General features: G+C 74.1%; 17 protein-coding genes and 1 pseudogene. 13 read left to right on the top strand and 5 right to left on the bottom strand.

Annotated elements, in window-relative coordinates; translation table 11 throughout:
- Nucleotides 1-48 precede the first annotated feature (48 nt).
- The 3 genes from lanL to AC2RP6_RS36740 form a co-directional block, all read right to left on the bottom strand.
- The gene (gene lanL / locus AC2RP6_RS36750) at nucleotides 49-2,709 is read right to left on the bottom strand and encodes a class IV lanthionine synthetase LanL (RefSeq protein ID WP_486450152.1); all 2,661 of its coding nucleotides are present in this window, start codon (nucleotides 2,707-2,709) and stop codon (nucleotides 49-51) included.
- A gap of 713 nt (nucleotides 2,710-3,422) precedes the next feature.
- Nucleotides 3,423-4,481: a DUF1152 domain-containing protein gene (locus AC2RP6_RS36745; protein WP_486450151.1), complete on the bottom strand. Its 1,059-nt coding sequence runs from the start codon at nucleotides 4,479-4,481 to the stop codon at nucleotides 3,423-3,425.
- On the bottom strand, nucleotides 4,478-5,929 hold the full coding sequence (locus tag AC2RP6_RS36740; protein WP_486450150.1) for a coproporphyrinogen-III oxidase family protein: 1,452 nt from the start codon (nucleotides 5,927-5,929) through the stop codon (nucleotides 4,478-4,480). Before AC2RP6_RS36740 ends, AC2RP6_RS36745 begins: the two co-directional genes overlap by 4 nt.
- Nucleotides 5,930-6,185: 256 nt before the next feature.
- Here AC2RP6_RS36740 and AC2RP6_RS36735 point away from each other — a divergent pair, with 256 nt between their 5' ends.
- The 8 genes from AC2RP6_RS36735 (at nucleotide 6,186) to AC2RP6_RS36700 (ending at nucleotide 14,450) form a co-directional block, all read left to right on the top strand.
- Complete coding sequence (locus tag AC2RP6_RS36735; protein WP_486450149.1) at nucleotides 6,186-7,406, top strand: ATP-grasp domain-containing protein; 1,221 nt, start codon at nucleotides 6,186-6,188, stop codon at nucleotides 7,404-7,406.
- A 5-nt stretch (nucleotides 7,407-7,411) separates the two neighbouring features.
- Nucleotides 7,412-8,734, top strand: a complete 1,323-nt coding sequence (locus tag AC2RP6_RS36730) for an ATP-grasp domain-containing protein (protein ID WP_486450148.1) — start codon at nucleotides 7,412-7,414, stop codon at nucleotides 8,732-8,734.
- Nucleotides 8,731-9,987, top strand: a complete 1,257-nt coding sequence (locus AC2RP6_RS36725; protein ID WP_486450147.1) for an MFS transporter — start codon at nucleotides 8,731-8,733, stop codon at nucleotides 9,985-9,987. Before AC2RP6_RS36730 ends, AC2RP6_RS36725 begins: the two co-directional genes overlap by 4 nt.
- A complete protein-coding gene (locus AC2RP6_RS36720) occupies nucleotides 9,984-11,000 on the top strand; it encodes a peptidogalycan biosysnthesis protein (protein WP_486450146.1) in 1,017 nt (338 codons plus the stop codon). The genes AC2RP6_RS36725 and AC2RP6_RS36720 overlap by 4 nt, the downstream gene beginning before the upstream one ends.
- Nucleotides 11,001-11,051: 51 nt before the next feature.
- Complete coding sequence (locus tag AC2RP6_RS36715) at nucleotides 11,052-11,915, top strand: MBL fold metallo-hydrolase (RefSeq protein WP_486450145.1); 864 nt, start codon at nucleotides 11,052-11,054, stop codon at nucleotides 11,913-11,915.
- A 209-nt stretch (nucleotides 11,916-12,124) separates the two neighbouring features.
- A complete protein-coding gene (locus AC2RP6_RS36710; RefSeq protein ID WP_486450144.1) occupies nucleotides 12,125-12,658 on the top strand; it encodes a DUF4383 domain-containing protein in 534 nt (177 codons plus the stop codon).
- Nucleotides 12,659-12,661: 3 nt separating this feature from the next.
- Nucleotides 12,662-13,360, top strand: a complete 699-nt coding sequence (locus tag AC2RP6_RS36705; protein WP_486450143.1) for an SDR family NAD(P)-dependent oxidoreductase — start codon at nucleotides 12,662-12,664, stop codon at nucleotides 13,358-13,360.
- A gap of 28 nt (nucleotides 13,361-13,388) precedes the next feature.
- Complete coding sequence (locus tag AC2RP6_RS36700; RefSeq protein WP_486450142.1) at nucleotides 13,389-14,450, top strand: MerR family transcriptional regulator; 1,062 nt, start codon at nucleotides 13,389-13,391, stop codon at nucleotides 14,448-14,450.
- Nucleotides 14,451-14,622: 172 nt separating this feature from the next.
- Here AC2RP6_RS36700 and AC2RP6_RS36695 read toward each other — a convergent pair whose 3' ends face one another.
- Entirely contained in the window at nucleotides 14,623-15,711 is a 1,089-nt protein-coding gene (locus AC2RP6_RS36695) for a mechanosensitive ion channel family protein (protein ID WP_486450141.1), read from the bottom strand.
- Nucleotides 15,712-15,906: 195 nt separating this feature from the next.
- Nucleotides 15,907-17,184: a pyroglutamyl peptidase gene (locus AC2RP6_RS36690; protein WP_486450140.1), complete on the bottom strand. Its 1,278-nt coding sequence runs from the start codon at nucleotides 17,182-17,184 to the stop codon at nucleotides 15,907-15,909.
- 186 nt (nucleotides 17,185-17,370) lie between these two features.
- Here AC2RP6_RS36690 and AC2RP6_RS36685 point away from each other — a divergent pair.
- The 5 genes and pseudogenes from AC2RP6_RS36685 (at nucleotide 17,371) to AC2RP6_RS36665 (ending at nucleotide 22,830) form a co-directional block, all read left to right on the top strand.
- A pseudogene (locus AC2RP6_RS36685) lies at nucleotides 17,371-17,443 on the top strand.
- Nucleotides 17,444-17,531: 88 nt separating this feature from the next.
- On the top strand, nucleotides 17,532-18,671 hold the full coding sequence (locus AC2RP6_RS36680) for a leucine-rich repeat domain-containing protein (RefSeq protein ID WP_486450139.1): 1,140 nt from the start codon (nucleotides 17,532-17,534) through the stop codon (nucleotides 18,669-18,671).
- Complete coding sequence (locus AC2RP6_RS36675; protein ID WP_486450138.1) at nucleotides 18,668-20,428, top strand: ankyrin repeat domain-containing protein; 1,761 nt, start codon at nucleotides 18,668-18,670, stop codon at nucleotides 20,426-20,428. Before AC2RP6_RS36680 ends, AC2RP6_RS36675 begins: the two co-directional genes overlap by 4 nt.
- Nucleotides 20,425-21,624, top strand: a complete 1,200-nt coding sequence (locus tag AC2RP6_RS36670) for an AAA family ATPase (protein ID WP_486450137.1) — start codon at nucleotides 20,425-20,427, stop codon at nucleotides 21,622-21,624. Before AC2RP6_RS36675 ends, AC2RP6_RS36670 begins: the two co-directional genes overlap by 4 nt.
- A gap of 15 nt (nucleotides 21,625-21,639) precedes the next feature.
- Nucleotides 21,640-22,830, top strand: a complete 1,191-nt coding sequence (locus tag AC2RP6_RS36665; RefSeq protein ID WP_486450136.1) for a vWA domain-containing protein — start codon at nucleotides 21,640-21,642, stop codon at nucleotides 22,828-22,830.

Genomic DNA, 22,830 nt, shown 5'->3' with positions numbered 1-22,830 from the left:
CTCTGTGACGTGGCGGCAGGGTCCCTGCCGCTCAAACCGGCTGCTGGCTCAGGTCATCCAGCGCCGGGGCTCTGTGTGACGGATCCGCAGGAGGAAGGCCAGGATTCCTGCGGATCCGTCGCTCCAGCTCGTCGAGACGTCCCCGTACTCGTTGGGGAAGACGACGTGGCGGGAGCGGTGGGCCCGTTCGGCGACGACGAGACGGGCCAGGTGTTCGGCCATGGCGCGGTACGACGGTTCCCCGGTGGCTTCGGCCATGTCGAGGAGGAAGTCGCCGTTGCCGGCCAGGCCGTGGCATTGGGTGAGGGCCGCGCGGGAGGCGCGTTCGACGACGGCGTGCGTCGCGCGGCGGGCGAGGTCGCCGAACCGGTCGTCGCCGGTGGCGCGCCAGAGCCGTACCAGGAAGGTGCCGATGCCGGCCGAGCCGTGGCACCAGTAGGGGGCCGTGGGCGGGTCGGTGGCCTGGGCCGGCCACTGGGCGGCCTCGCCGACGAGGACGGCGTGGGCGGCCAGCTGCTCGCCCGCCTCCACCGCCAGCTCGGTGTAGTCCCGGCGGTCCGTGACGGTCGCGGCGGCGAGGAGGAAGCAGCCGATGCCCGCGGTGCCGTGGGCGAAGCCCAGGTACCGTTTGCCGGCCTCTTCGGCGACGGCTTCGGCGGGTACCGGCCAGCTCACTCCGGGCGGTTCGCGCCGGGCGGCGGCAACCAGCCGGTCGGCGGCGTCGACGACCAGGTCCGCCAGGCGGGGGTCCCCGGTGCGGTGCCACAGGTGGGCCGCGGCGAGGCCGCTGCCCGCGGCGCCGTGGGTGATGTCGTGGCTGGGGCTCGGTGTCTGCGGTGCGAGGGTGAGGGCCAGCGCGTGGTCCGTCAGGGTGCGGTCGCCGAGGGCGTGGCCGGCGTCGTACAGCGCCCAGGCGGTGCCGCGGCCGCCGAAGTGCAGCCCGGGCCGTACGGAGTCCAGGTCGGTGCGGGCCGCGATCCAGTGGCCCGCGGTGGCCATCGGCTCGGGCAGGCGCGGGTCGCCGGTGCGCTCGAAGTACTGGGTCAGGACGGCCAGTACGCCGGCCGCGCCCTGTTGCACGGTGCACGGGTCGGTCTCCCCGGCCATGGTGGAGACGGGCCACAGGCGCTTGTCGTCGTGCGGGGTCATCGTGTCGAGGAGGTGGTTCACGATGCCCGCCACGGCGGTCTGCGTCAGGTCGTGGCCGGCTCGGGGGGGCTCGGCGGCGCGGGTGCGGTGGCGCGGGCGCGCGCCCCCGGTCCCGCGGAGTGCCGCGGCCGCCCTGGCGGGGTCCCAGCGCTCGGCGGGCTCGTCCCTCATCAGTCCGAGGATCATCTCCTGGAGTCCGTCGGGCAGGCCGAGCGTCGCGTCGCAGGCGGCCAGCCACTCCGCGAGCCGCTGCTCCGCGGGCCGGTCGGCGGGCTCCTCGGGCAGCAGGTTGGGGACCTTGCCGGCGAGGACGAAGCAGACGGTGGCGCCGAGGCTGTAGTAGTCGGCCGTCGGTGAGACGGGGGCGTCGCGCAGGCGCTCGGGCGCGCTGAATCCGGGGGTTCCGACGGTCGTGGGAAGGGCGGTGTCGCCCTTCATGACGGCGAGTTCGAGGTCGATGAGGCGCAGTGCGCCGTCCGGCCGGACCATGATGTTGCCGGGTGTGAAGTCCCGCAGGACGCAGCCGTTGGCGTGGGCGGCGGCGACGAGGTCGACGAGTCGGGCCGCCTGGGCGAGGGCGTCGGTACGGTAGCGCTCGCTGCCGGTGTCGCGGAAGTGCTCGGCGACCCAGTTGCGCAGGGGGACGCCCGGTATCTCCTCCTGGGCGAGGAACAGGTGTCCGGCGTGCTCGAACAGGGCGAGGGGCCGGGGTGCGAGGCCGGTGCCGTCGAGGCTCCGCAGGGTCCGGGCCTCGGCTCGCAGCCAGTCGCGTACGTCGTGGCCGGACGCGTCGGCCTCGACGTGCGGCCGGGTCTCCTTGATGACCACGGGTGCGCCGGAGGTGACGTCCGTACCCCGGTAGACGCCGCCCTTGTTGGTGTGGCGGATCGCTTCGCGGACCGAGAAGCGGCCGCCGAGCAGTACCGGGGTGCCGGCCGCCCCGCGGTCGCGCGGCGGCGCGGGGACCGAGGCGGGGAAGGGGCTGACGGCCCAGGACGGCGGGGAGTACTGGCCGGTGCGCTTGTCCTCGACCGGGTTGCCGTCGGGGTCCTCGATGTACCAGACGAGCAGGCCGTCGTCGGAGAGCCGGCGGCGGCCGACGAAGGCTCCGTAGCGGTAGTGCACCAGGCTGTTCGCGGCGTACGGCTGGTCCGACAGGATGCGGGGGCCGGCCAGCCCGGCCGTGGCCGTGTGCAGGGCGAGCGCGATGCGGGCCGCGTCGGTGTCGGAGCGCGGGTAGACGGTGATGAACTTGCCGGAGCTGCCCCGGGGGGTGGCCCGGGAGTTGAGCGCACCGACCTTCTCCAGGGAGCGGGCGAACTTGAACACCGACTCCTCCCGCAGCAGCACGTCCAGGGATCTCGCGAGGACCGCGGGTGCGGAGGCGGACGTCGCCGACACGTGCAGCTTCCATCCCTGGTCGCGCTGCGCGGCGGTCAGGGGGGTGAGGCGGCACCACATCTCGTCCGCGTCGGTGGTCCAACGCGGGCCCGCACCGGAGGAGTCCAGCGCCCGGCGGAGCAGCTCTTCGAGGTCGACTTCGGTTGCGTGGCTCGTCATGCCCGTCCCTCTCGACGGCGAGGACCGCGGGTGGAATATGCCTTCGGTAATGAAGAACGTATCGGCCGTTCCGGACGCACGTCACTGGCTGCGACGAGCGCACGGTGTCGTTGCGCCGCCGGTGGGTGTCAACCGGCGCAGAAAGGAAGCACGCGGGAGTGCGCGGGGGTGAGCGTCCCCGGGGGATCCGTTCCAAGGCGTTCGAATGGCGCACGATTCGGAGCGGGATGAGAGAAGGACAATGAAGCGGGAATGACACCGGAATACCGCCGGAATGGCACCGGAATGCAGCAGGAACGGCGCCGGAAGAGCGCTCTCATTTCATGATGATTTCTGCGTGGTACATGAACTGCGGTCACGGCGAACGCTATCGGCGGGGCGCTCACGACGAACAGCTTTCCTCGTGTTCGGCCCTTCGTAAAGGGCCTTATCGCGCCGCGGCGTCGACCAGCGCGTCAGGGCGGTCCGGCGCCCGCGAGCAGCTGGGGCCGTCCCCATGAGCTGCACCGTCAGGGAACGTGAACGGGCAACGACTACTGGGGTGTTCGTCCGGCATTGACCGAAAACAACGATCGGACCCGCTCCGTGCCGGTCGCGGAATTCACGACCCGTGAGGTCGCCGGTACGGCAGGGGTGAAAGGGCCCCGTTCACCGGCAGGGGCCCCGGCCGCAGGGTGATGCGGCCGGGACCCCCGGTACGGGATGGAGGGGAATCAGGCGAGCCGGAGCAGCGGGGTGTCGCTGCCGAGGAGCTCCCGGAGGGCCGGGATGTCGGTCCAGGCGAGCCCCAGGCAGCGGGCGGCGTACCGGAAGGTGAGGTGCTCCGCGCCGTCGGCCGCCTCGCGGAGCGCCTTCACGGCGACGTCGCGGTCCAGGAAGGCGCTCCCGCCGGCCGGCGGATCCTGCCGGGGCGTGCGGGCGCGCTCGGGCGCCAGGCCGTGGATGCCGGTGAGCCGGTGGGAGAGGCCGGCGGCCTCCTCCAGGGTCCCGGGGCGCTCGTCGATCAGGGCGCGCGCGACCGGGTTGTGGGCGACGGCCTCGTCCAGCCGCAGGTCGTACAGCTTCGGCGAGGCGTCGGTCAGCCGGGCGGTGTGGTTGACCGCCCGGACGGTGCCGCGGGCGCCGTGGACGGCGGCCGCCCACAGGGCGGAGGCCTCCGAGGGGTGCCAGGCCAGGGCCCGGGTGGCCGCCGATGCCGCTGCCGGCCCCGGGGTGAGGGGGTGGCGTGCGGGCAGGCGCGCGAGCAGGGTCCGCTCGTCGATCTCCCCGTCGAGGCCCGGCCCGGCGACGTGGACGGTGGTGGGGAGGCCGGTCAGGTGGCAGGCGGCCAGGGTGAGGGCGTCACCGAACGGGCTGCACAGGCCCGGCTCGTCCCCGTGGGTCAGGATGTCGCCGCCGATGTCGACGATGCGTATGCGCCCTCCCGCGGCTGCGGCCATGGCGCCGATCCGCCCGGCCAGCGCGGTGAGCCCGGCCGCGGGGTCGAGCAGGAGCAGCCGGGCCGGCAGGTCGGCGGCCAGGGCCGGCAGGGTGGATCCGGCGGGGGGCCGCGCCCTGGTGCCGGGGGTGAAGGCCGGGGCGCCGGCGGCGCCGCGGGCGAGCCCGGTGAAGTGGCGTTCGCCGAGCGGGCCCGTGGCCTCGCTGATCTCGGGGCGCTCCCATGCGTAGGTGGCGATGAGCGGCGGGTCGGGGGACGCGGAGAGGGTGCGTGCGGCGATCAGCGTGCCGAGGGGGTCCCCGCCACCGCCCGCCGCGACGTACAGGTCGCTCACGCCGCGCCCTCGCGCAGGTCGACACCGGTGATGCGCACGGGGGTGGCCCCCATGTTCTTGCGGGCGCGGGCGTTGGCCGCGTGCAGGTTCTCGTAGTACTCCCGGTCCAGGGCCTTGACCGGGTCGGAGTAGAACATCCAGGACAGCACGTCGCGGTACTTGAAGCCCTTGGGGGTGAGCTGGATGCGCCGGCCGAGCCGGTGGAGGAGGCCGTTGGCCTCGGCAGCGTCCAGGACGGGCTCGAACTCGGCGGCGTGCTTCTGGTAGCCGAAGCGGTCGAGTTCGGAGAGGTCGAGGTCGAAGGAGTCCAGGACGAGTCGCTTGCGGACGATCTCCTCGGCGGTCAGTTCGATGCCGGTGACCGGGATGATCTCGTGGCTGCCGGCCTTCTTGATGTAGTCGGCCACCTCGGCCGTCGAGGGTTTCACGCTGCCGGTCATGTAGTCCAGGACGCTGGTGTAGGAGCGCGCACCGACGCCGAGGCCCAGCAGGGGCACGCCGTGGAAGGTGAGCACCTTCTGGGCGTAGCCGCCGCGGCCGGGGATCTTGTAGCGGACCGATCCCTCCTGGACGTAGCCGTGGTCGAGGAAGACCTGGCGGGCGTAGTCGTAGCGGTCGTAGAGCTCGGGCTGCCACATGTACTGGTAGGCGCCGGTCTTGGAGAACCAGGCGTCGGGGCGCACGGTGAGGAAGTAGGTGCTGATGGTGGTGGGCTTCAGGGCGGCCAGTTCGTCGACGCTGTGCCGCCAGGTCTCGGGGGTCTGCCCGGCGAACCCCATGATCAGGTCGGTGGACAGGTCCGGGAGGCCGAGTTCGTGTGCGGTCCGGATCGCGCGGCGGATGACGTTCTCGTCCTCGCCGCCGCGGCCGGCCTCACGGATCTCGCGCGGGACGAGGGACTGGATGCCGACGTTGGCGCGGGTGAGGCCCATGTCGATGAGGGCCTTGAACTCGTGGGGCGCGTCCGCGATGGAGGACGGTGTGGCTTCCACGGCGACCTCCTCCACGGTGGAGCGCCAGTTGGGGTAGATCCGGGCCAGGGTGGTGAAGATCTGCTCGAAGTGGCGGGGCTTGAGCAGGGCCGGGGTGCCGCCTCCGATGTAGACCGTGCGCAGCCGGCGGGCCCGGATGATCTCGGCGTGGTCCTCGATCTGCGTACACAGGGCGTCGGTGTAGGCGTCGAAGACGTCCTCGTCGGTGCTGATGATCGTGTAGAGGTTGCAGAAGCCGCACTTGCGGTCGCAGAAGGGGACGTGGAGGTAGAGGTTGAGTTCGGGGACCTGGTAGTTGGCGAGGTCGGCGGCCCACACGTCGCGGATGTTCCACTTGCCCTCCGGGAGGGGCCGGTAGGTGGAGCGCGGCGGGTAGGAGTACTGGTAGGGCGGGATGACGCCCTGGGCGATCTGATCGGCGATCTGGTCGGTGAGCTGCTGGCGCGGGCTGGTCACGGTGCTCGTTCCCCGTTCGGGTCGCGGAAGCCGGTTTGGTGGCCTGGCGATCCGACCACGGGACGCTTGTGCGATTCCATGGGTGATGCGCACCAAATGCCTGGCTGTTACTGGCCAGTTGCTTGGGCTTTGCTCCAAGTCGACATGCTCTGCGGTGAGTTATTTTCGTTTGTCAGGCCGATAGCCGCCGCTTCCCACCTGCGGCTTTGCTGGACGAATGACTATCGGGGCGGGCCCGTGCGGCCCGGGAGTGCTGGTGATCGAGCCGATGGGGAACGCGGGGCGTTTCCTGGTGGAGGCCGCTGACCGGCTGGGACTGCGCCTGTACGCCGCGACCCACAAGGAGGTCCACGAAGGCTATCCGGAGCGGCTGCGCTCCGCCCTCGCGGGGGTGTGCGCGACGGACCTCACCGACACCGCGCGGGCCCTGGCCGACATGGAGGCCTTCTGCCGGCGCCACGAAGTGGCGGGTGTGGCGGCCTGCTTCGAGCTCTTCACGCCGCTCGCCGCACTCCTCGCCGAGCGGGTCGGCCTGCCCGGCAACGACCCACTGCTCGCGCGGGCCGCCCGGAACAAGGTCCTGATGGGCGAGGCCTTCGCGGCGGCCGGGGTTCCGGCACCCCGCTGGGCGGTGGCCCGGGACGCGGCGCAGGCCCGGCGGGTGGCGCAGCGGGGCGGGCTGGGATGGCCGCTGGTGGTCAAGCCCGCGGAGCAGGGCGGCTCGTGGGGCGTGTCCGTGGTGGACGGCCCCGGTGGCGACGCGCTCGACGCCGCCGTCGCCGCGGCCCGGCGGTTCACGCACGCCCTGCCGCACGGCTTGGCGCTGGACACCACGGTCCTGCTGCAGGAGTACGTACCGGGGGCGGAGTACTCCTGCGAGACGGTGGTCGTGGGCGGGGTGGCCCATCCGCTGCCGGTCGTGCGCAAGGACACCACGGGCGGGCGGTACCGCATCGAGACCGGGCACACCTGCCCGGCCGGCCTGGACGCGGAACTGACCGCGATCGTGCAGGACACGGCGGCCCGCGCGGCGCTCGCCGTGGGCGTCCGCAACGGCATGGCGCACACGGAACTGAAGATCCCCCCGGGGACGCGCACGCCGTACGTGATCGAGACCGGGGCCCGGCCGCCCGGGGACAACCTGTGCGAGGTCGTCGAGGCGGCCACGGGCGTCAGCGAAGCCGTCGCCCACCTGCAGGCGGTGCTCGGCCGGGTGCCCGACACGACCCCCACGGCCTCGGACGCCGCGTCGATCCGCTTCCTGCTCCCGGAGCGCGGCGGGGTGCTGCGCCGGGTGGACATCCCCGACGCCCCCGGCACGCACGGCGAGCTGCACCTGCGGCCGGGTGACACGGTGCCGGATCCGGCCGACTCCGCCTGCCGGATCGGACACGTCGTCGCCCGCGCGGCGACCGCGCACCGGGCGCGCGAGCTGGCGGCCGCGGTCGTGGACCGCTCCGTCGTGGAAGTGGGCTGACTGCCGTGCGGAAGATCGCGTTCCTGCGGTCGGTGCACATCCGGCGCGCCGACCCCTACATCCAGCGGGCCGTCCGCGGGCTCGCCGCCGAGGGGATCGAGGCGGGCCTGTTCCACACCAGCGGCGACCCCGGCGACGCCGACTTCCCCGGCCACCGGCAGCGGATCGACCGGGAGATCACACCCCGGGAGCTGGCCCGGGTGGTCGCCGCCTGGGGTGCGGACGCGGCGGTGTCGATCTCGCTGCCCTGCGAGAACGCGCTGCGCGACGCCGCGGCCGCCGCCCACCTGGAGGCGTCCGGCATCCCCACGGTCATCACCCCGCTCGCCTCGACCATGCTCCTGGTGGACAAGTGGGAGACCAAGCAGCTCTGCCGGCGTGCCGGGCTGGAGGTACCGGACGGCATCCGCGCCGACTCCGGTCTGCTGGCCGGCCGCGGGCTGCCGGTGCCCGGGTACCGGGACGCGCTGCGGGCGGAGGCCGCGCGGATCGGCTACCCGCTGATGGCGAAGCCGGTGTGGGACTCCACCAGCGCGGGCATCCGGACCCTGCGCTCCCCGGCGGACCTGGACGCCTGGCTCGTCGGCCCCCCGGAGGGGTCGGCGGTGCTGGAGGAGGTCGTCGAGGGCGACCTGTGCAGCGTGGACATCGTGGGCCGGCCCGGCGCCTACCGGGTCCTCCCCCTGTGCTGGACGGGACGGGCCGGCGCGGAGCCGGTGTTCACCTTCGGCGACCTGCGCTGGTGCGGGCCCCGCCCCGAGGCCGACGCGGCGTTCGCCGACGTGGCCCGCGCCCTGGTCGCGCTGTGCGGGGACCTGGGCGTGCACGGATCGGTGAACGTCGACATGGTCCACGCGGGCGGCCGCTTCGTGGTCCTGGAGGTGAACCCGCGCGTCGGTGGCGCGACCACCCTGTCGTGCGCCGCGTCGGACACGAACACCTTCGCCACGCTGGCCCGCATGGCGCGCGGCCTCCCGCCGGCCGGCGGGCCGGTACGACGCACCGGGTGGGCCGTGGAGTTCCTCGCCGGCGCAGGCGTCCCCGCGGTGGCGCTGGCCGGGCTGCGGGAGATCGTCACCGTGGTCACCGCGCACGAGCTGGTCGTGGACGGCGTCTCCCACGGCGACATCGTCGTCCTCACCCTCCCCGAGGGCGGGGAGGCCGCCACCGTGCAGGGCCTGGCGCGACTGCACGCGACCACCGGCTTCCCCGCGTCCGGGGTCCTGGACAAGATCACTGCGCTGCTGACGGGTGCCCGGTGGGCCGGACCGGGCCGATGCGGGGCGGCGGCGATGCCGGGACCGGGCCCGGGCCGGGGAGCGCGATGAGCACGGCTTCGGACACCCGCCGCCGTACCGGGGCCGCGGCGCGCCTGGGGCTGCCCGCGCTGCGGGGCCACGGCCGGTTCATCACCGGCAATCTGATCGACTCCGTCGGCAACGGCATGCTCCTGCCGCTCGGACTGCTGTACTTCACCGACGTACGGGGCCTGCCGGCCGCGCAGGTCGGCGTGGCGATGACGGTCGGCCAGGCCGCGGCCCTGCCCGTCACGTTCCTCGCGGGCCGTCTGATGGACCGTGTCGGGCCGCGGCCGGTCGTCGTCGCGGCGAACGTCCTGTCCGCCGTCGGGTTCACCCTGTTCCTGTTCGCGGACCGGCTGTGGCACGTCGCCGCCGTCCACGTCGTGGTGCAGGCCGGCATCAACATGTACTTCACCGCCCAGCGCACCCTGATCACACACGTCACCGGGGCCGGGGAGCGGCGCGCGTGGTTCGCGTTCACCGGCTCGCTGCGCAACATCGGCCTGGCCGCCGGCGCGGCCGCCGCCGCCGGATCCCTGGCGCTCTTCGGGAAGGGCTCACTGTGGTGGATGATCGCGGTCGACGCCGCGACCTACCTGCTGGCCGCCCTCTGCTTCGCCACGCTGCGGACCGCTCCGCCGGGGCGGGAGGAGACGCCGCCGGACGGGCCGGGGACACGGACGACCGGCCACACGCGCCGCTACCTGCTGCTCGTCGCGGTGAACCTGCCCTACGTCCTCGCCCAGGCCGCGCTGTCCGTCCTCGTCGCCCTCTACGCCACCCGTGCCCTGGGGCTGCCCGCCTCGGCGGCGAGCGTGCTGTTCGTCATCAACACCGTCCTCGTGTCGGGGTGTTCGACCGTGATCACCGCCCGTCTCGCACCGGAGGCACCTGCCCGTGCGGTGGCGGCCGGCTACCTCGTCATGGCCGCCGGGATGGGGGCGTTCGTGCTGCCCGCCCTGCCCTCCCTCGCCTTCACCGCATGGGTCGCCCTCATCGCCGCGATCACGCTGTTCAGCGTGGCGGAGATCCTCCTGGGCCCGGCGCTGAGCGAACTGTCGGTGACCCTCACGCCCGACGCCGCCGGCGGCTTCACCCAGGGCCTGTACCAGTTCTCGTGGGCCGTCGGCATGGTCGTCGCGCCCGCCCTGTTCACGCTGCTGCTGGAGGCCGGGCCCCTGCTGCCCTGGGGCGTCGAGGCCGTGGCCTGCCTGCTCGCCGTGGCCGCCGCCCCCGCCCTCAAGGGCCGTAGCCGTCACCGCCGGAGGAACCCCCGTTGATCACGACGCTCGTCGAGTCCGTGCACGCCGTCCCGGCCGCCGAGTGGGAGCGGCTGGCCGGACCGGCCGGCCTGTACCTCTCCCACCGTTGGCTCGCCGGGGAGGAGGCGGACCCCACCGCCACCGCCTCGTACGCGCTGGTCCGGGACGCGGACGGCACGCTGATCGCCGCCGCGCCCCTCTACCTGGTGCACGACGAGCCGAACGACGCCTACCGGCCGGCCGGGATCATGCCCGCGGGACCGCGGCCGGGCCCACGACCGCGCGTGATCGCCGGTGCCCGGCGCGGCTACCGCAACGCCCCGCTGACCGCGCCCGGCCTGGACCCCGTACGGCGCGACGCCTGCCTCGGCCTGCTGCGGGACGCGGCCCGCGCACTCGCCGACCGCCACGGCACCACGCACTGGTGGCCCTACCTCACGGCCGAGGCCGCCGCCCGGCTCGCCCCGCTCTACCCCGGGGACCCCGTCCATCTGGAGGACGACGCCCTCATCCCGCTGCCCGGCCAGGACGTCGAGGCGTACGTCGCCTCGCTCCCGTCGCGGCGTCGCGTGGGCGTGCGCCGCGAACGGCGGGAGTTCGCCGCCGCCGGCCTGGACGTACGGCAACCGGCACTGGCGGACTGCGCCGAGGACGCGGGGGTGCTGCTGGCGGGCCACCAGCAGGACCACGGCCACGACCGGGACGGCATCGACGCGATGACCGGCCTGCTCCGGCGCCAGGCGGTGTCGATGGGCGACGCGGCCCGGGTGGTGGCGGCCTACGACGGGCGGCGCATGGCGGGCTTCTGCCTCTACTACCACTACGCCGGCACGACGTGGATCCGCGCGGTCGCCGTGGACCGCACCCATCCGGCACCGCACCTCTACTTCAACCTCATGTACTACCTGCCCGTCCAGGACGCCTACGCCCACGGCACGACGGCCCTGCACGCGGGCATGACGACGATCGAGGCCAAACGCCGCCGCGGCGCCCGGGTGTCCCCCCTCTACGCCCTCCCCGACGCCCCGTGACGGCGTGCGGAAGCGTTTCCCGGTCGTGGGGAGGCCCAGTAGGTTGGGGGCGTGATCGACTTTCTCCGGGACGCCCCGGTCGCCGGCAGTCTTGACGTCGTCTGGCACGCGGGGTGGCCCTCGCCGAAGCACGATCCGGCGCCCGAGATCCAGGTGCACGCCTACTCGGAGCACACGGTGATCCTGCGCCAGAACAAGTCCGTGCACTACGAGGCCCCGTTCCTCTTCCTCCTCTTCGGTGCCGACCGAGCCCTGCTCCTCGACACCGGCGCCACGGCCGACCCGGCCCACTTCCCCCTGCGGGACACGGTCGACCGGCTCGTCGCGCAGTGGCTGGAGCGGCACCCGAGGCCCGGCTACTCGCTGCTGGTCGCCCACACCCACGGACACGGCGACCACGTCGCGGCGGACGAGCAGTTCACGGACCGGCCCGGCACCACCGTCGTGGGGCTGGGGCGGGACGAGGTCACCGCCGCCTTCGGCCTCACCGACTGGCCGCACCGCACCGGCACGCTGGACCTGGGCGGTGGCCGGATCCTCGACCTGATCCCGGGCCCCGGCCACCACCGGGACGCGGTGATCTACTACGACCGCCACACGGGCCTGCTGCTGACCGGGGACTCCGTCTACCCGGGCCGGCTCTACGTCGAGGACCGGGCGGCCTACTCCGCCACGGTCGACCGGCTGCTGCAGTTCTGCGCCACCCGGCCGGTCCGCCACGTGCTCGGCTGTCACATCGAGATGACCACCACCGCGGACGAGGACTACCCCCGCGGCACGACGCACCAGCCGGACGAGCCGCCGCTGCAGCTGAGCGCGGGCCACCTGCGCACGCTGCGCCGGGCCCTCGACGAGACGGCCGACCGCCGCGGCTCACACCCGTACGGGGACTTCGTCCTCGTCTACCAGGACTGACCGGCCACCGCACGCCCCCTGCGGGTTCGCGCGGTCCGGCGGCGCCGGACCGGGCCGTCACCCACCGTGTTCTGTCGCTCCTCCGTCCGCGAGCGTCCGACGGATTCGTTGGATTCGTTGCAGAAACACTGCAACTTTCCTCATCTGCACCTTTCGGCCACTCTTTCGTTATCGGACACCGCGGGTCGCAGTGACGGACAGGAGTGACCATGAACCTGCGCGACGAACTTCCGGTCGACCACCCCCTCAGCCGCGTCTACCGCGTCGGCGCCGCGCTGTGCGGGCTCCTCCTGCTCACCTTCGGGTGCCTGGGCTTCGCCGACAGCCTCTCCGCATTCGACACGGCCGGGCAGAGCATCATGGGGATGTCCACGAACGGGCTGCTGAGCGGCATCTCCGTGCTCTTCGGCCTGCTCCTCTTCGCCGCGGCTCTGGTCGGCGGCAACCTCGCTTCGAGCGTCAACATCGCGGTGGGGGTGCTGTTCGTGCTGAGCGGCTTCGTCCATCTGTTCCTCATCGGACGCCCGGGCAACATCCTCGACTTCGGCATGACGAATGTGATCTTCAGCTTCCTGATGGGACTGCTCGTCATGACCTTCGGCATGTACGGTCGCGTCAGCGGGGGTCTTCCCCACGACAACCCCTACTGGCAGCAACGCCATGCGGGCGCCGTGGCCGCCGCGGCCCGCGCCCCCCGGAACCGGGTCGACGGTTCCGTCCGCCCGCAGCTGCCCGGACGGTGAGTCGTGGACGGGACACCGGCCCGGGTCCTGGTGGTCGGAGCGACGGGTGAGCTGGGCACCCGTGCCGTCGACGGCCTGCTGAACCGCGGGGCGCGGCCCGCAGTGGCCGGGCGCGACGTCGGGCGGCTGGAGGCCCTCGCCGCCCGCACCGGTTGCCCGGCCCTCGCGATCGACGCCTACGACGTGGACGGCTGCGCCCGGTCGGCTCCGTGGGCGGCTGCGGCCCTCGGGGGGCTCGACGGAGTGCTGGTCGCCGTCGGTGTTCCCGCGTTCGGGACCGTGGAACTCGTTTCGGACGCCGTCGCCGAGCACCTCATGACCGTCAACGCGCTGTGCCCGATGGCCGTGCTGCGGGGCGCGGTCCCGGTGGTCGGCGACGGCGGGTTCCTCGCAGCGATCACCGGCGCCGTCGTCGAGACGCCGCTCACGGGAACGGCCGACTACGCGGCCGCCAAGTCGGCGCTGTCCTGCTGGCTCGCGGTGGTCTCCCGTGAAGTGCGTCGCCGGGACGTACGCGTCGTCGATGCGAGACTGCCCCACATGGCCACGGGCTTCACGTCCCGCGCCGTCGTCGGCAGCCCACCGCGCCTCCCGCCCGCCGCTGATCCCGGCGCGGAGGTGGCGGCGCTGCTCGACCTCCTCCTGGCACCCCTCTCGTCCGATCACCGGCAGCCTCGCAACCGCCGGACCGGCACCGGATGAACCGCCGCATCACGTATCGGAGGCTCCCTTGACCACCTCCAGGCCCCGCAATCCGCCCGCCCTCCGGGATGCCACGACGGCCTCCCCGGCCGACGACAGCGGCGATGCCTCCTTCGGCATCTCGACCGGCGCGGTGGCTCGGCGTCTGGGAGTCTCTCCCACGACGGTGCGTTCCTGGGAGCACCGCTACGGAATCGCTCCCGCCCGCAGGCAAGGCGGCAAGCACAGGCGCTGGGCGCCCCAGGACGTCGCGATGCTCGACGAGATGTGCCGTCTGACCGCATCGGGGATTCCGCCCGCCGAGGCCGCCCGCGCGGCCATGTCGCAGCGCGACCCGCAGGCCGGCACCCACCCCGTACAGGGACCGACGCGCACGACTCCGGCGGCGTCCCCGCGGCAACCCGTGCCGGGTGGCGGCCTGCCCCTGGGGACCGCCCGACCCGAGTGCCGCGGACTCGCGCGCGCTGCCCTCCGGCTGGACGGCACGGCCATGGAAGCCCTGCTCAGGAACGCCGTGGACGAGCACGGCCTGGTGACGGCGTGGGAGGAGGTGATGGCTCCCACCCTCCACGCGGTGGGCCGCAAGTGGGAGACGACGGACGAGCGTTACGTGGAGGTCGAACACCTGCTGTCGTGGCACGTGTCGACCGCGCTGCGCAAGGCGACGGTGGCGCGAACCCCCGCACGCTTCGAAGGCCCGCCTGTGGTCCTGGCCTGCACGCCGGCCGAACAGCACACGCTCCCCCTGGAAGCCTTCGCCGCGGGCATCGCCGAGCAGGGCTGGCCGCTGAGGATGTTCGGCGCTGCGGTACCCGCGGTCGCGTTGGAGGCGGCAGTGCGCCGGCTCGGCCCCGCGGCCGTGGCGCTGTGGTCGCAGTCCCGCTCCACCGCTGACACGGCACTGGCACGGCAGCTGGCCCACACCGGTTTCGGGCTCCGCGGGGCACGGACGGCCCCGCTGATGCTGCTGCTGGGTCCCGGCTGGCCGGCGTCTTCGATCGGAAGGAACACGGCACGGCCACACGGCCTGCGCGAAGCGATCAGCGCCGTCTCCCTCCTGTACGTGACGCCGTCCGCCCGCACTCCCTGAACCGTGCGACGAGCCGGCCCCGCGAGGCGCGAAACCCTGAGGACGCCTGTGCACGCGCGCGCCGCCGGACCGGTGCCGCCGGCCCGGTGCCGCCGCACCGGTGCCGCCGGACCGGTGCCGCCGGACCGGCGGCGCGCGGCAGGGCGCTCCGCGGCACCGGGCCCGGCGCGCGCTACAGGGGGGACGACCCGCGCTGGTGGGGTACCGCGGCGGTCGGGGACGCCGCCGGGAGGTCGTCGCGCTGGAGGGCGATCGTGTGGGTCGGGGCCGGGATCGAGATGCCCTCCGCCCGGAAGCGCCGGTGCAGGCGCTTCACGAACTCGTGCTTGATCCGGTACTGGTCGCTGAACTCACCGACGCCCAGGATCACGGTGAAGTTGATGCGGGAGTCCGCGAACGTGTGGAAGCGGACGGCCCCTTCGTGGTCGGGGACGGCTCCGTTGATGTCCGCCATCACGCCGTCGACGACTTCCAGCGTCACCTTCTCGACGTGCTCCAGGTCGCTCTCGTAGCCCACTCCCACCTGCACCAGGATCGAGAACTGCTGTTCCGGCTGGGTGTAGTTGGTCATGTTGGTGCGTGCCAGACGGGCGTTGGGGATGATGACCAGGTTGTTCGACAGGTTGCGCACCACCGTGTTGCGCCAGTTGATGTCGACGACGTAGCCCTCCTCGCCGCTGGTGAGCCGGATGTAGTCCCCCGGCTGCACCGTCTTCGACGCGAGGATGTGCACGCCGGCGAAGAGGTTGGCGAGGGTGTCCTGGAGGGCCAGCGCGACCGCCAGACCGCCCACGCCGAGGGCGGTGACCAGGGGTGCGATCGACACGCCGAGGGTCTCCAGGGCGACGAGCACGCCCATCACGAGGACCACGATGCGCGTGATGTTGACGAAGATGGACGCCGACGCGGCCACTCCGGTGCGCGTGCCCGCCACGGACTGGACGAGGCCCGCGACGACCCGCGCCGTGCTGAGCGTGGCGATGAGGATGAGCAGCGCGGTCAGTGACTGGTTCACGAAGCCCGAGACGCGGGCGGTGAGCGGCAGGGTCGTGGCAGCCACCGCCGCGCCGGCGATCAGCGCGGCGCCGGGGGCGATGGTGCGCAGCGCGTCGACGATGATGTCGTCGCCGCGCCAGCGGGTGCGTTCGGCGTGCCGGCCCAGCCAGCGCAGGAGGGTGCGCAGCAGCAGTCCGGCCGCGGCGCCCGCCGCCAGGGCGATACCCGCGACGAGCCAGTCGTGCAGGACGAGGTCCCGGTTCAACGGACCCCCTCGGCTGCGCGGCGTCGGCCCGTGGCTGTGGCGGTGGGCGCCGCCGGCCGTCGTATGAGGTGTGTCGTCACCTTGTCACCTGTCAGTTCGTCGTGCTGTGGGCCGCGTTCGGGCGTGTGCACGCATCCGGAACGGGCTGCCATCCTGCCGCATGGCGGGGTGACGCACCGCAGGCGGGTGCGGTGACTACCGCCGTATGGCGGCGTGTTCGAGGACGGCGCGGACCTCCGCGGTGATCGCGCTCTCGTTGCGCTCGAACTCGGGGCCGGTCAGCAGCCGGGGGTCGGCCGGCAGGCCGGTGAGCACCGGGGTGTGGAGGTGGCCGCCGGGCAGGTGCGGGGCCAGTTCGGCGCGCAGCCGGTTGGAGCGGTAGGCGACCTCGTTGGACAGGTAGCCGCCACCGCCGCCCGCCACGGCCCGCGAGCCGGGGGTGGGGCCGTCGGAACGGTCGACGGGTGCCGTGCCGCCGGCCGGGATCTCGGTGACGTCGCCGTTGAGGAGGACGGGGTAGGGGGTCTGCACGGCAGAGGTCACCGCGTCGGCGGGCAGCGTGGTGCGGATGAACTCCGGGCCGGGGCCGAGGCCGGGGGCCGTCACCGGGTGTTCGCGGGTGCCGCCGGAGAGGGCGCGCGCGTTGTCGGGGTACGGGTCGGCGGACCGGGCCCGCCCGGCCCAGTCCTCCAGGGTGAAGATGCCGGGGTAGCCCTGGCTGACGGTGGTGATGATGTCGGCCGCCGCGGGGCCCGCGGTGAGGTGCGGGGCGAAGGCCCGTTCGACCATTCCGGCGTCGAAGTCGGCGTAGCGGACGGGCAGGACGACGGCGCGGATCTCGGCCGGGCTGCCGTCGGCGAGGGTCACGCGCCGCCCGTTGAGTTGGAGGGCGGCGGATCCGGACGGGTTGGCGCGGCGTATCTCGGCGTCGAGCCCGAACGGGTCGAACCCGCTGATGAAGATCCTCCGTACGCCGGGGGCCGTGCGGAAGGCGTTGTCGGTGAGGCCGCGGGAGGCGTCTTCGAAGCGGGCGCGCAGCGCGGCCCGGTCGACGGTGAACTCCGGCTGCCAGCGGGCGAGTGCGGCGGTCATGCCGAGCCGCGCCCAGTACAGCGGCCGGTCGTCCCCGGCGGCGAGGTCGCCGCCGGGGCGCTGTCCCTGGGCGCGCCGTACGGAGGCCTGCCAGACGGCCTCGCCCCAGGCGTCGAGGAGCCGTCCGGCCTCGGCGGGATCGCGCGTCGTGCACAGGGCCGCGGGGAAGCGGCGTACGAAGTCGCCGAGTCCGCCGCGCTCGACGAGGGCGGTGGTCCGGGCGTCCGCGAGCCGGGACTGCTCGGCGTCGAGCGGGACCGACGCCGGGTGACGACAGCCGGGCGCCCCGTCGGCGGCGGCGTGGGCGGGGGAGGCGATCGCCAGGGGGAGGACGGTGGCGAGGAGGGCGGCGGCCGATGCCGCACGACGTAAGAGCATCATGCGATGTGACATTACATAGCACCCGGCACCCCCACCAGGCACACCGGCCGCACCACCGAGGACTGGCTCAACTCCGCCGCGAACGCGGCCGGTTCACCGTCCGGCCCGGCTCAGACAGCCTCGACCGCACCCACCCAGAACTGGTGATCGATTTTCGGCCGCCCGGTGGGTATGATCACCGGCAGCAAGGCCGTAGCGCAGAGGTCGTCGCGCCCACGCATCGAGCTGGAGGACGTCGGTTCGAATCCGACCGGTCTTGCGTATTCTTCCGCAGTCCTGCGGTAGCAGTACACGTCTCACGTCGTGACGGACGCCGGGCACCGGCGAAGGAAACCGGTGGAGTGGTGATGACACAGCCGACACACGTACGGTGCCCCGCGATCGAGCACCCCGACCTGCCGCCGGCCGACCCGGCCGGCCTCGACCCGCTGCTCGCCCGGCTCGCCGCGGACCGTCCCGTCGACGCCGACGAGACCTTCCCGCTCGGCACCCTGCGCGCGGACGGCCGCGTCGACCTCTGCAAGCAGGGTCTCGGCCCGGCCGGGGCCGCCCGGCTGCTGCCGGCCGCGGCCGCCTCCGCGCACGCCACCCACCTGCTCCTCGGCACCAACGTCATCGGCGACACGGGCGCCGCCGCCCTGGCCGACGCCCTCACCGCCGACGGCCACGGGCTGCACACCCTCTACCTCGGCTGCAACCGGATCGGCCCCGACGGGGTGGACTCCCTCGCCGGTGCGCTCGCCGAGGACACCACCGTCCGCGCGCTCTGGCTCAAGCGCAACCCGCTCTTCGAGGACGGCGCCCGCACGCTCGCCGCGCTGCTGCGCCGCAACACCGCCCTGCGGACCCTCGACCTGGTCAACACCGGAATCGGCGCCGACGGGGTCCGTCTCCTGCTCGACGCCCTCCTGGAGCGCGAACACCCCCTGGAGCGGCTCTTCCTCGGCGGCAACGGCCTCGGCGCCGACGCCGCCCCGCTCCTGGCCGCCCTCGTCCGGGACGCGGGGGTGCGCGAGCTGTACGTCCCCGCCAACCATCTCGGCGACGTGGGCGCCGCGGTCCTCGCCTCCGCCGCGGACGACTCCGCACACCCCGTCCGCCTGGGGCTCGGCGGCAACGGCATCGGCGCCGCCGGAGCGCGTGCGCTGGCCGCCTCCCTCGGCGGCATCGAGGCGCTCGACCTCGGGCGGACCCTGTCCGAGCGCAGTCTCGGGGCGCCCGGCAACCTGCCCGGTGACGAAGGGGCGTACGCCCTGGCCGCCGCCCTCCCCGGCAGTCCCCTGCGCCGGCTGGAGCTGCGCCACACCGGCCTGACCGGGCGCGGCGCGAAGTGCCTGCTCGCCGCGGTGCCCGACGACACGCCCCTGGAGTACGTCGGGCTGGGCCCCGGACTCCCCCGCCGCGTGAAGCGCTCCTTCACCGAACGGCTCCGCCCGGCCCGCGGTGCCCACCCCGACGTGCGCGCCATCGGCAGCGTGTACCGGTGAGCGCGGCCGGCGCCGGACCGCACGGCGGTTTCCGGCAGGAGGACGGCAGCGCATGGCAGCGGATCCGCCGGTACGCCGTGCCCGGCTGGATGATCGAGCGGGCCACCGCGCACCGGTTGGCCGGTGACTGGCGGGCGGCCTGCGCGGCAGCCGCCGTCGACGTCGCCTTCGAGCTGCCCGATCTCGAAGCCCGGTACGGCGCGGACGTGGCCGAGGCCGTGGCGGGGGACCTGCTCCACCTCGCGCCCGACCTGCTGCGCTGGCACCTGCCCCGGCTCCTGGGCGGGCGTACCACCCTCCTGCCCGACCGGCGGATCGTGCTGGCCTCGTACGGCGGGCCCGGCGGGCCCGCCCTGTCGGTCACCACGCCCGTCCTGACCGAGGGTTCGCAGCGGCTGCTCCTGCACTGCGCGCCCGTCGTCATCGAGCGGAACGCGTACACGGGACGCGGTTTCGTCCCTGAGCACTGGACGGCCATGCGGCCCTTCTGGGACGCCCGCCACGCCGGTGACCTGGGTGCGCGCTTCGCCGACCCGGACGGCCTCGCCGAGCGGATCGCGGAGCTGCGGGCCGCCGGGGACACGCTCGGCGCCTACCGGGCCGCGGGCATCACCTGCGACCTGACGGTGGCCCCGCCGGACCACGCGTACCAGCGCCCGGTGGACCCGGAGACGCTGCTCGCACAGGTGCCGTCCGATCTCGCGCGGATCGCCCCGGAGGTGACGCGGCTCGTGGCGGCCGGTTCGGGCGACCGGTACCGGCTCCCGGCCACCTGGCCCTACTCCCTCGTCCTGGAGCACACCGGTCCCGACGCCGTCCTGGCCCGCATCGTCCCGCAGGCCCAGGCGACCTCCCTGCCGGGTCTCCCCCAATACGCCTGGCAACTGCTGCCCGACCTCGAACTGGTCCGCACCGGGCGGACCCCGCCGCGCGAGCTGCACCCGCTCGTCGCCGCCGCGCTGTTCCCCGACGCCGGCCCGGCGGTGGGCCCGCCCGGCCCCGACGAGGACAGCGGGCCGGTCCGGGTGCGATGCCGCGGTGGATGGCACGAGGTGCGCTCACGCGGAGGCGTGCTCGACGTGCCGCACACCCCCGAGGAGCAGCAACGGGAGCGCGCGATGCGGGCGTTCGGCGGCGCGGTCTCCGGGTGCTTCGCCGTGCAGCAGTCCTGGACCACGGGCGAGGGACGGCTGCCGCGCGGCCTGCGCGCGCAGCGGCGGGCGTTCTTCCTGCGCGTCCAGCACGGCGACACCCCCGGTGTCGTGGCCATGCTCGACGCGGGCGTGGACCCCCGGATCCGCGACGGCCGTCACCGCGGGCTGCTGCACGCGCTCCACCTGCTCGACCACGAGGTGCTGCTGCCGCGGCTGCTGGCGGCCGGTCTGGACCTGGAGGCGCGGGACAAGGAGTACCGCACCCCGCTGCTGTCGGCCGTTCACTGGGGTGGCTCGGTGGACCTCGTCAAGGCCCTGCTGGCGGCGGGTGCCCGGATCGACGTCATGGACGAGATGGACCTGTCCGTGGCCCAGGAGATCCTGCGCTACAAGCGCACCGACCTCACCTTCCTGCGGGAACGCGTCGAGGCGGAATTCCCGGACGTCGGCGCGGACTGGTTCGACGAGCACATGGAGTACTGGGACGACGAGGAAGAAGAGGACGACGAGGACGAAGGCGAAGGCGAAGGCGACGGCGAAGGCGACGGCGAAAGCGACGGCGACGGCGACGGCGACGAGAGCGGAGAGGACGACGACGCATGAATGCCACCCGACCGCAGCCCGCCCGGGCGCTGGCCGCCGCCGACGCACTCGGCGCCCGGCTCGGCGCCACCCGTACCGAGTCCGCCGCCAACCCGCAACTGGAGGCGCTGGCACTGGCCGTGACGGCCAATCAGCCGGTGCTGCTGTGGGGTGAGCCGGGGATCGGCAAGTCCGCCGGCATGGAGCAGCTCGCCACCGCGCTCGGGGTCCCGCTGGAGACCGTGATCGCCAGCGTCCACGAGCCGTCCGACTTCGCCGGTCTGCCGATCGTCGGCGACGACCCCGCCACCACCGGTGTCCCCATGGCCCCGCCGGACTGGGCGGTCCGCCTGGCTCGCACCGGCCACGGGCTGCTGTTCTTCGACGAGTTGTCCTCCGCCCCGCCCGCCGTCCAGGCGGCGCTGCTGCGCGTGGTCCTGGAACGCCGGGTCGGCAGCCTGCAACTCCCCCCTGCCGTAAGGATCGTGGCCGCGGCGAATCCGCCCGCCAGCGCCGCGGACGGCTGGCACCTCAGCCCGCCGCTCGCCAACCGCTTCGTCCACCTCGACTGGACGCACAACCCGCGCACCGTGGCTCGCGGCATGGCGGGCACCTGGCCCGAGGTGGCGATCCCCACGGTCGATCCCGCCAGGGCGTCCGGGGCGGTCGCCCGCGCCCGCGGCGCCGTCTCCGGTTTCCTGACCGCCCGGCCCGGGCTGGTCCACCACATGCCGTCCGAGGCCGCGGGACGCGGTCGCGGCTGGCCCTCCCCCCGCACCTGGGAGATGGCCCTGCGGCTGCTGGCCACCGGATACGCGGCCTCCACGGGCCGGGAGGCACTGGCCGCCGCGCTCACCGGGGCCGTCGGGGAGGCCGCCGGGATCGAGCTGCTCTCGTACCTCGAACACCTCGACCTGCCCGACCCGGACCGGGTGCTGGCCGACCCGGACGCCTTCGCGCTGCCCGAACGCGGCGACCGGCAGCTGGCGTTCCTGATCGCCGTGGTCGCGGCCGTGCAGAGCGAGCTCACCCGGCCCCGGTGGGAGGCGGGCTGGGCGGTACTGGCCAAGGCCGTGGACGCGGGCGTACCGGACGTCGCGGCCCGTGCCGCCGCCGACCTCGCCGCGATGCGGGACCTGGACTGGCCGGTGCCCGCGGGCATCGACGCGTTCGTGGAGCTGCTCCAGCTGTCCGGTTCGCTGCCCGGCAGCGGCTGAGGCCCGGTGCCGGACGTGGAGCGGCGCCTGGACCGCGCGAAGCTGCTGGCCGCCCGCTACCGGGCGGCCGAGGCCCGCCCGTACCTCGCCTCCGCGCTGTACGCGCTGACCGTGGTCTCCTCGGCCGGGGTGCGCACCATGGGCGTCGACCGCCACTGGCGGTGCTACGTCTCCCCCGCCTTCGTGGAGGCGACGCCGGTCGCCGAGCTGGCCGGGGTGTGGGTCCACGAGGTGGCGCACCTGCTGCGCGACCACCACGGCCGGGCCGAGCGCCTGCCGGCCGCCGACCAGCGCGACCACGTCCGGATCAACATCGCCCAGGACTGCGAGATCAACGACGACCTGCTCGCGGACGGGCTCGCGCTGCCCGAGGGCCGGGTGGAGCCGAGGCTCTACGGCCTGCCCACGGGCGGGCTGTTCGAGACCTATCTGCCGGACATTCCTCCGACGCCCCACGGGCCGGACTGCGGTTCCGGCGCGCACGGCACGCCCATGCCCTGGGAGCTGGGCGAGGACGGCGTTCCCGCGCGGGTCGGCCCGGTGGAGGCGGAGGCACTGCGCCGGCAGACCGCGCAGGCCGTCCGCGCGCACCAGCGCACCCGGGGCCGGGTGCCGCAGGGCTGGGCCCGGTGGGCGGAGGAGCTGCTGGAGCCTTCCGTCGACTGGCGCCAGGCCCTGGCGGGAGCGGTCCGCGAGGCCGCCGCCTGGGCGGCGGGGGCGGTGGACTACACCTACCGCCGTCCCTCGCGCCGCACGCCGGCCCTCGCCGGGCGGGTGGTGCTGCCGAGCCTGCGCAGGCCGCTGCCGCGAGTGGCCGTCATCGTCGACACCTCGGGGTCGATGGGCCCCGACGACCTCGCTGTAGCGCTCGCGGAGATCACCGGCGTCCTGCGGGAGGTGGGCGTCGGCGGAAACCGGGTGACCGTCCTCGCGTGCGATGCCGACGTGCAGGCGGTGACGCGGGTGCGCAGCGCGGGCGAGGTGACCCTGGCCGGCGGCGGGGGCACGGACATGCGGGTCGGCATCAGCGCGGCACTGGCCGTGCCCGACCGCCCGAACGTCGTGATCGTGCTGACCGATGGATACACGCCGTGGCCGGACGAGACCCCGTCCTGCCGGCTGATCGCCGCCCTGATCGGCGAGACCCCGCCCGCTCCCCCGGCCTGGGTGGAGACGGTACGGATCGGTGACCACGGCGGGGCTTGA

Source organism: Streptomyces sp. WAC03905 (assembly GCF_057371075.1).
This window is presented reverse-complemented; position numbering and strand designations above follow the sequence as displayed.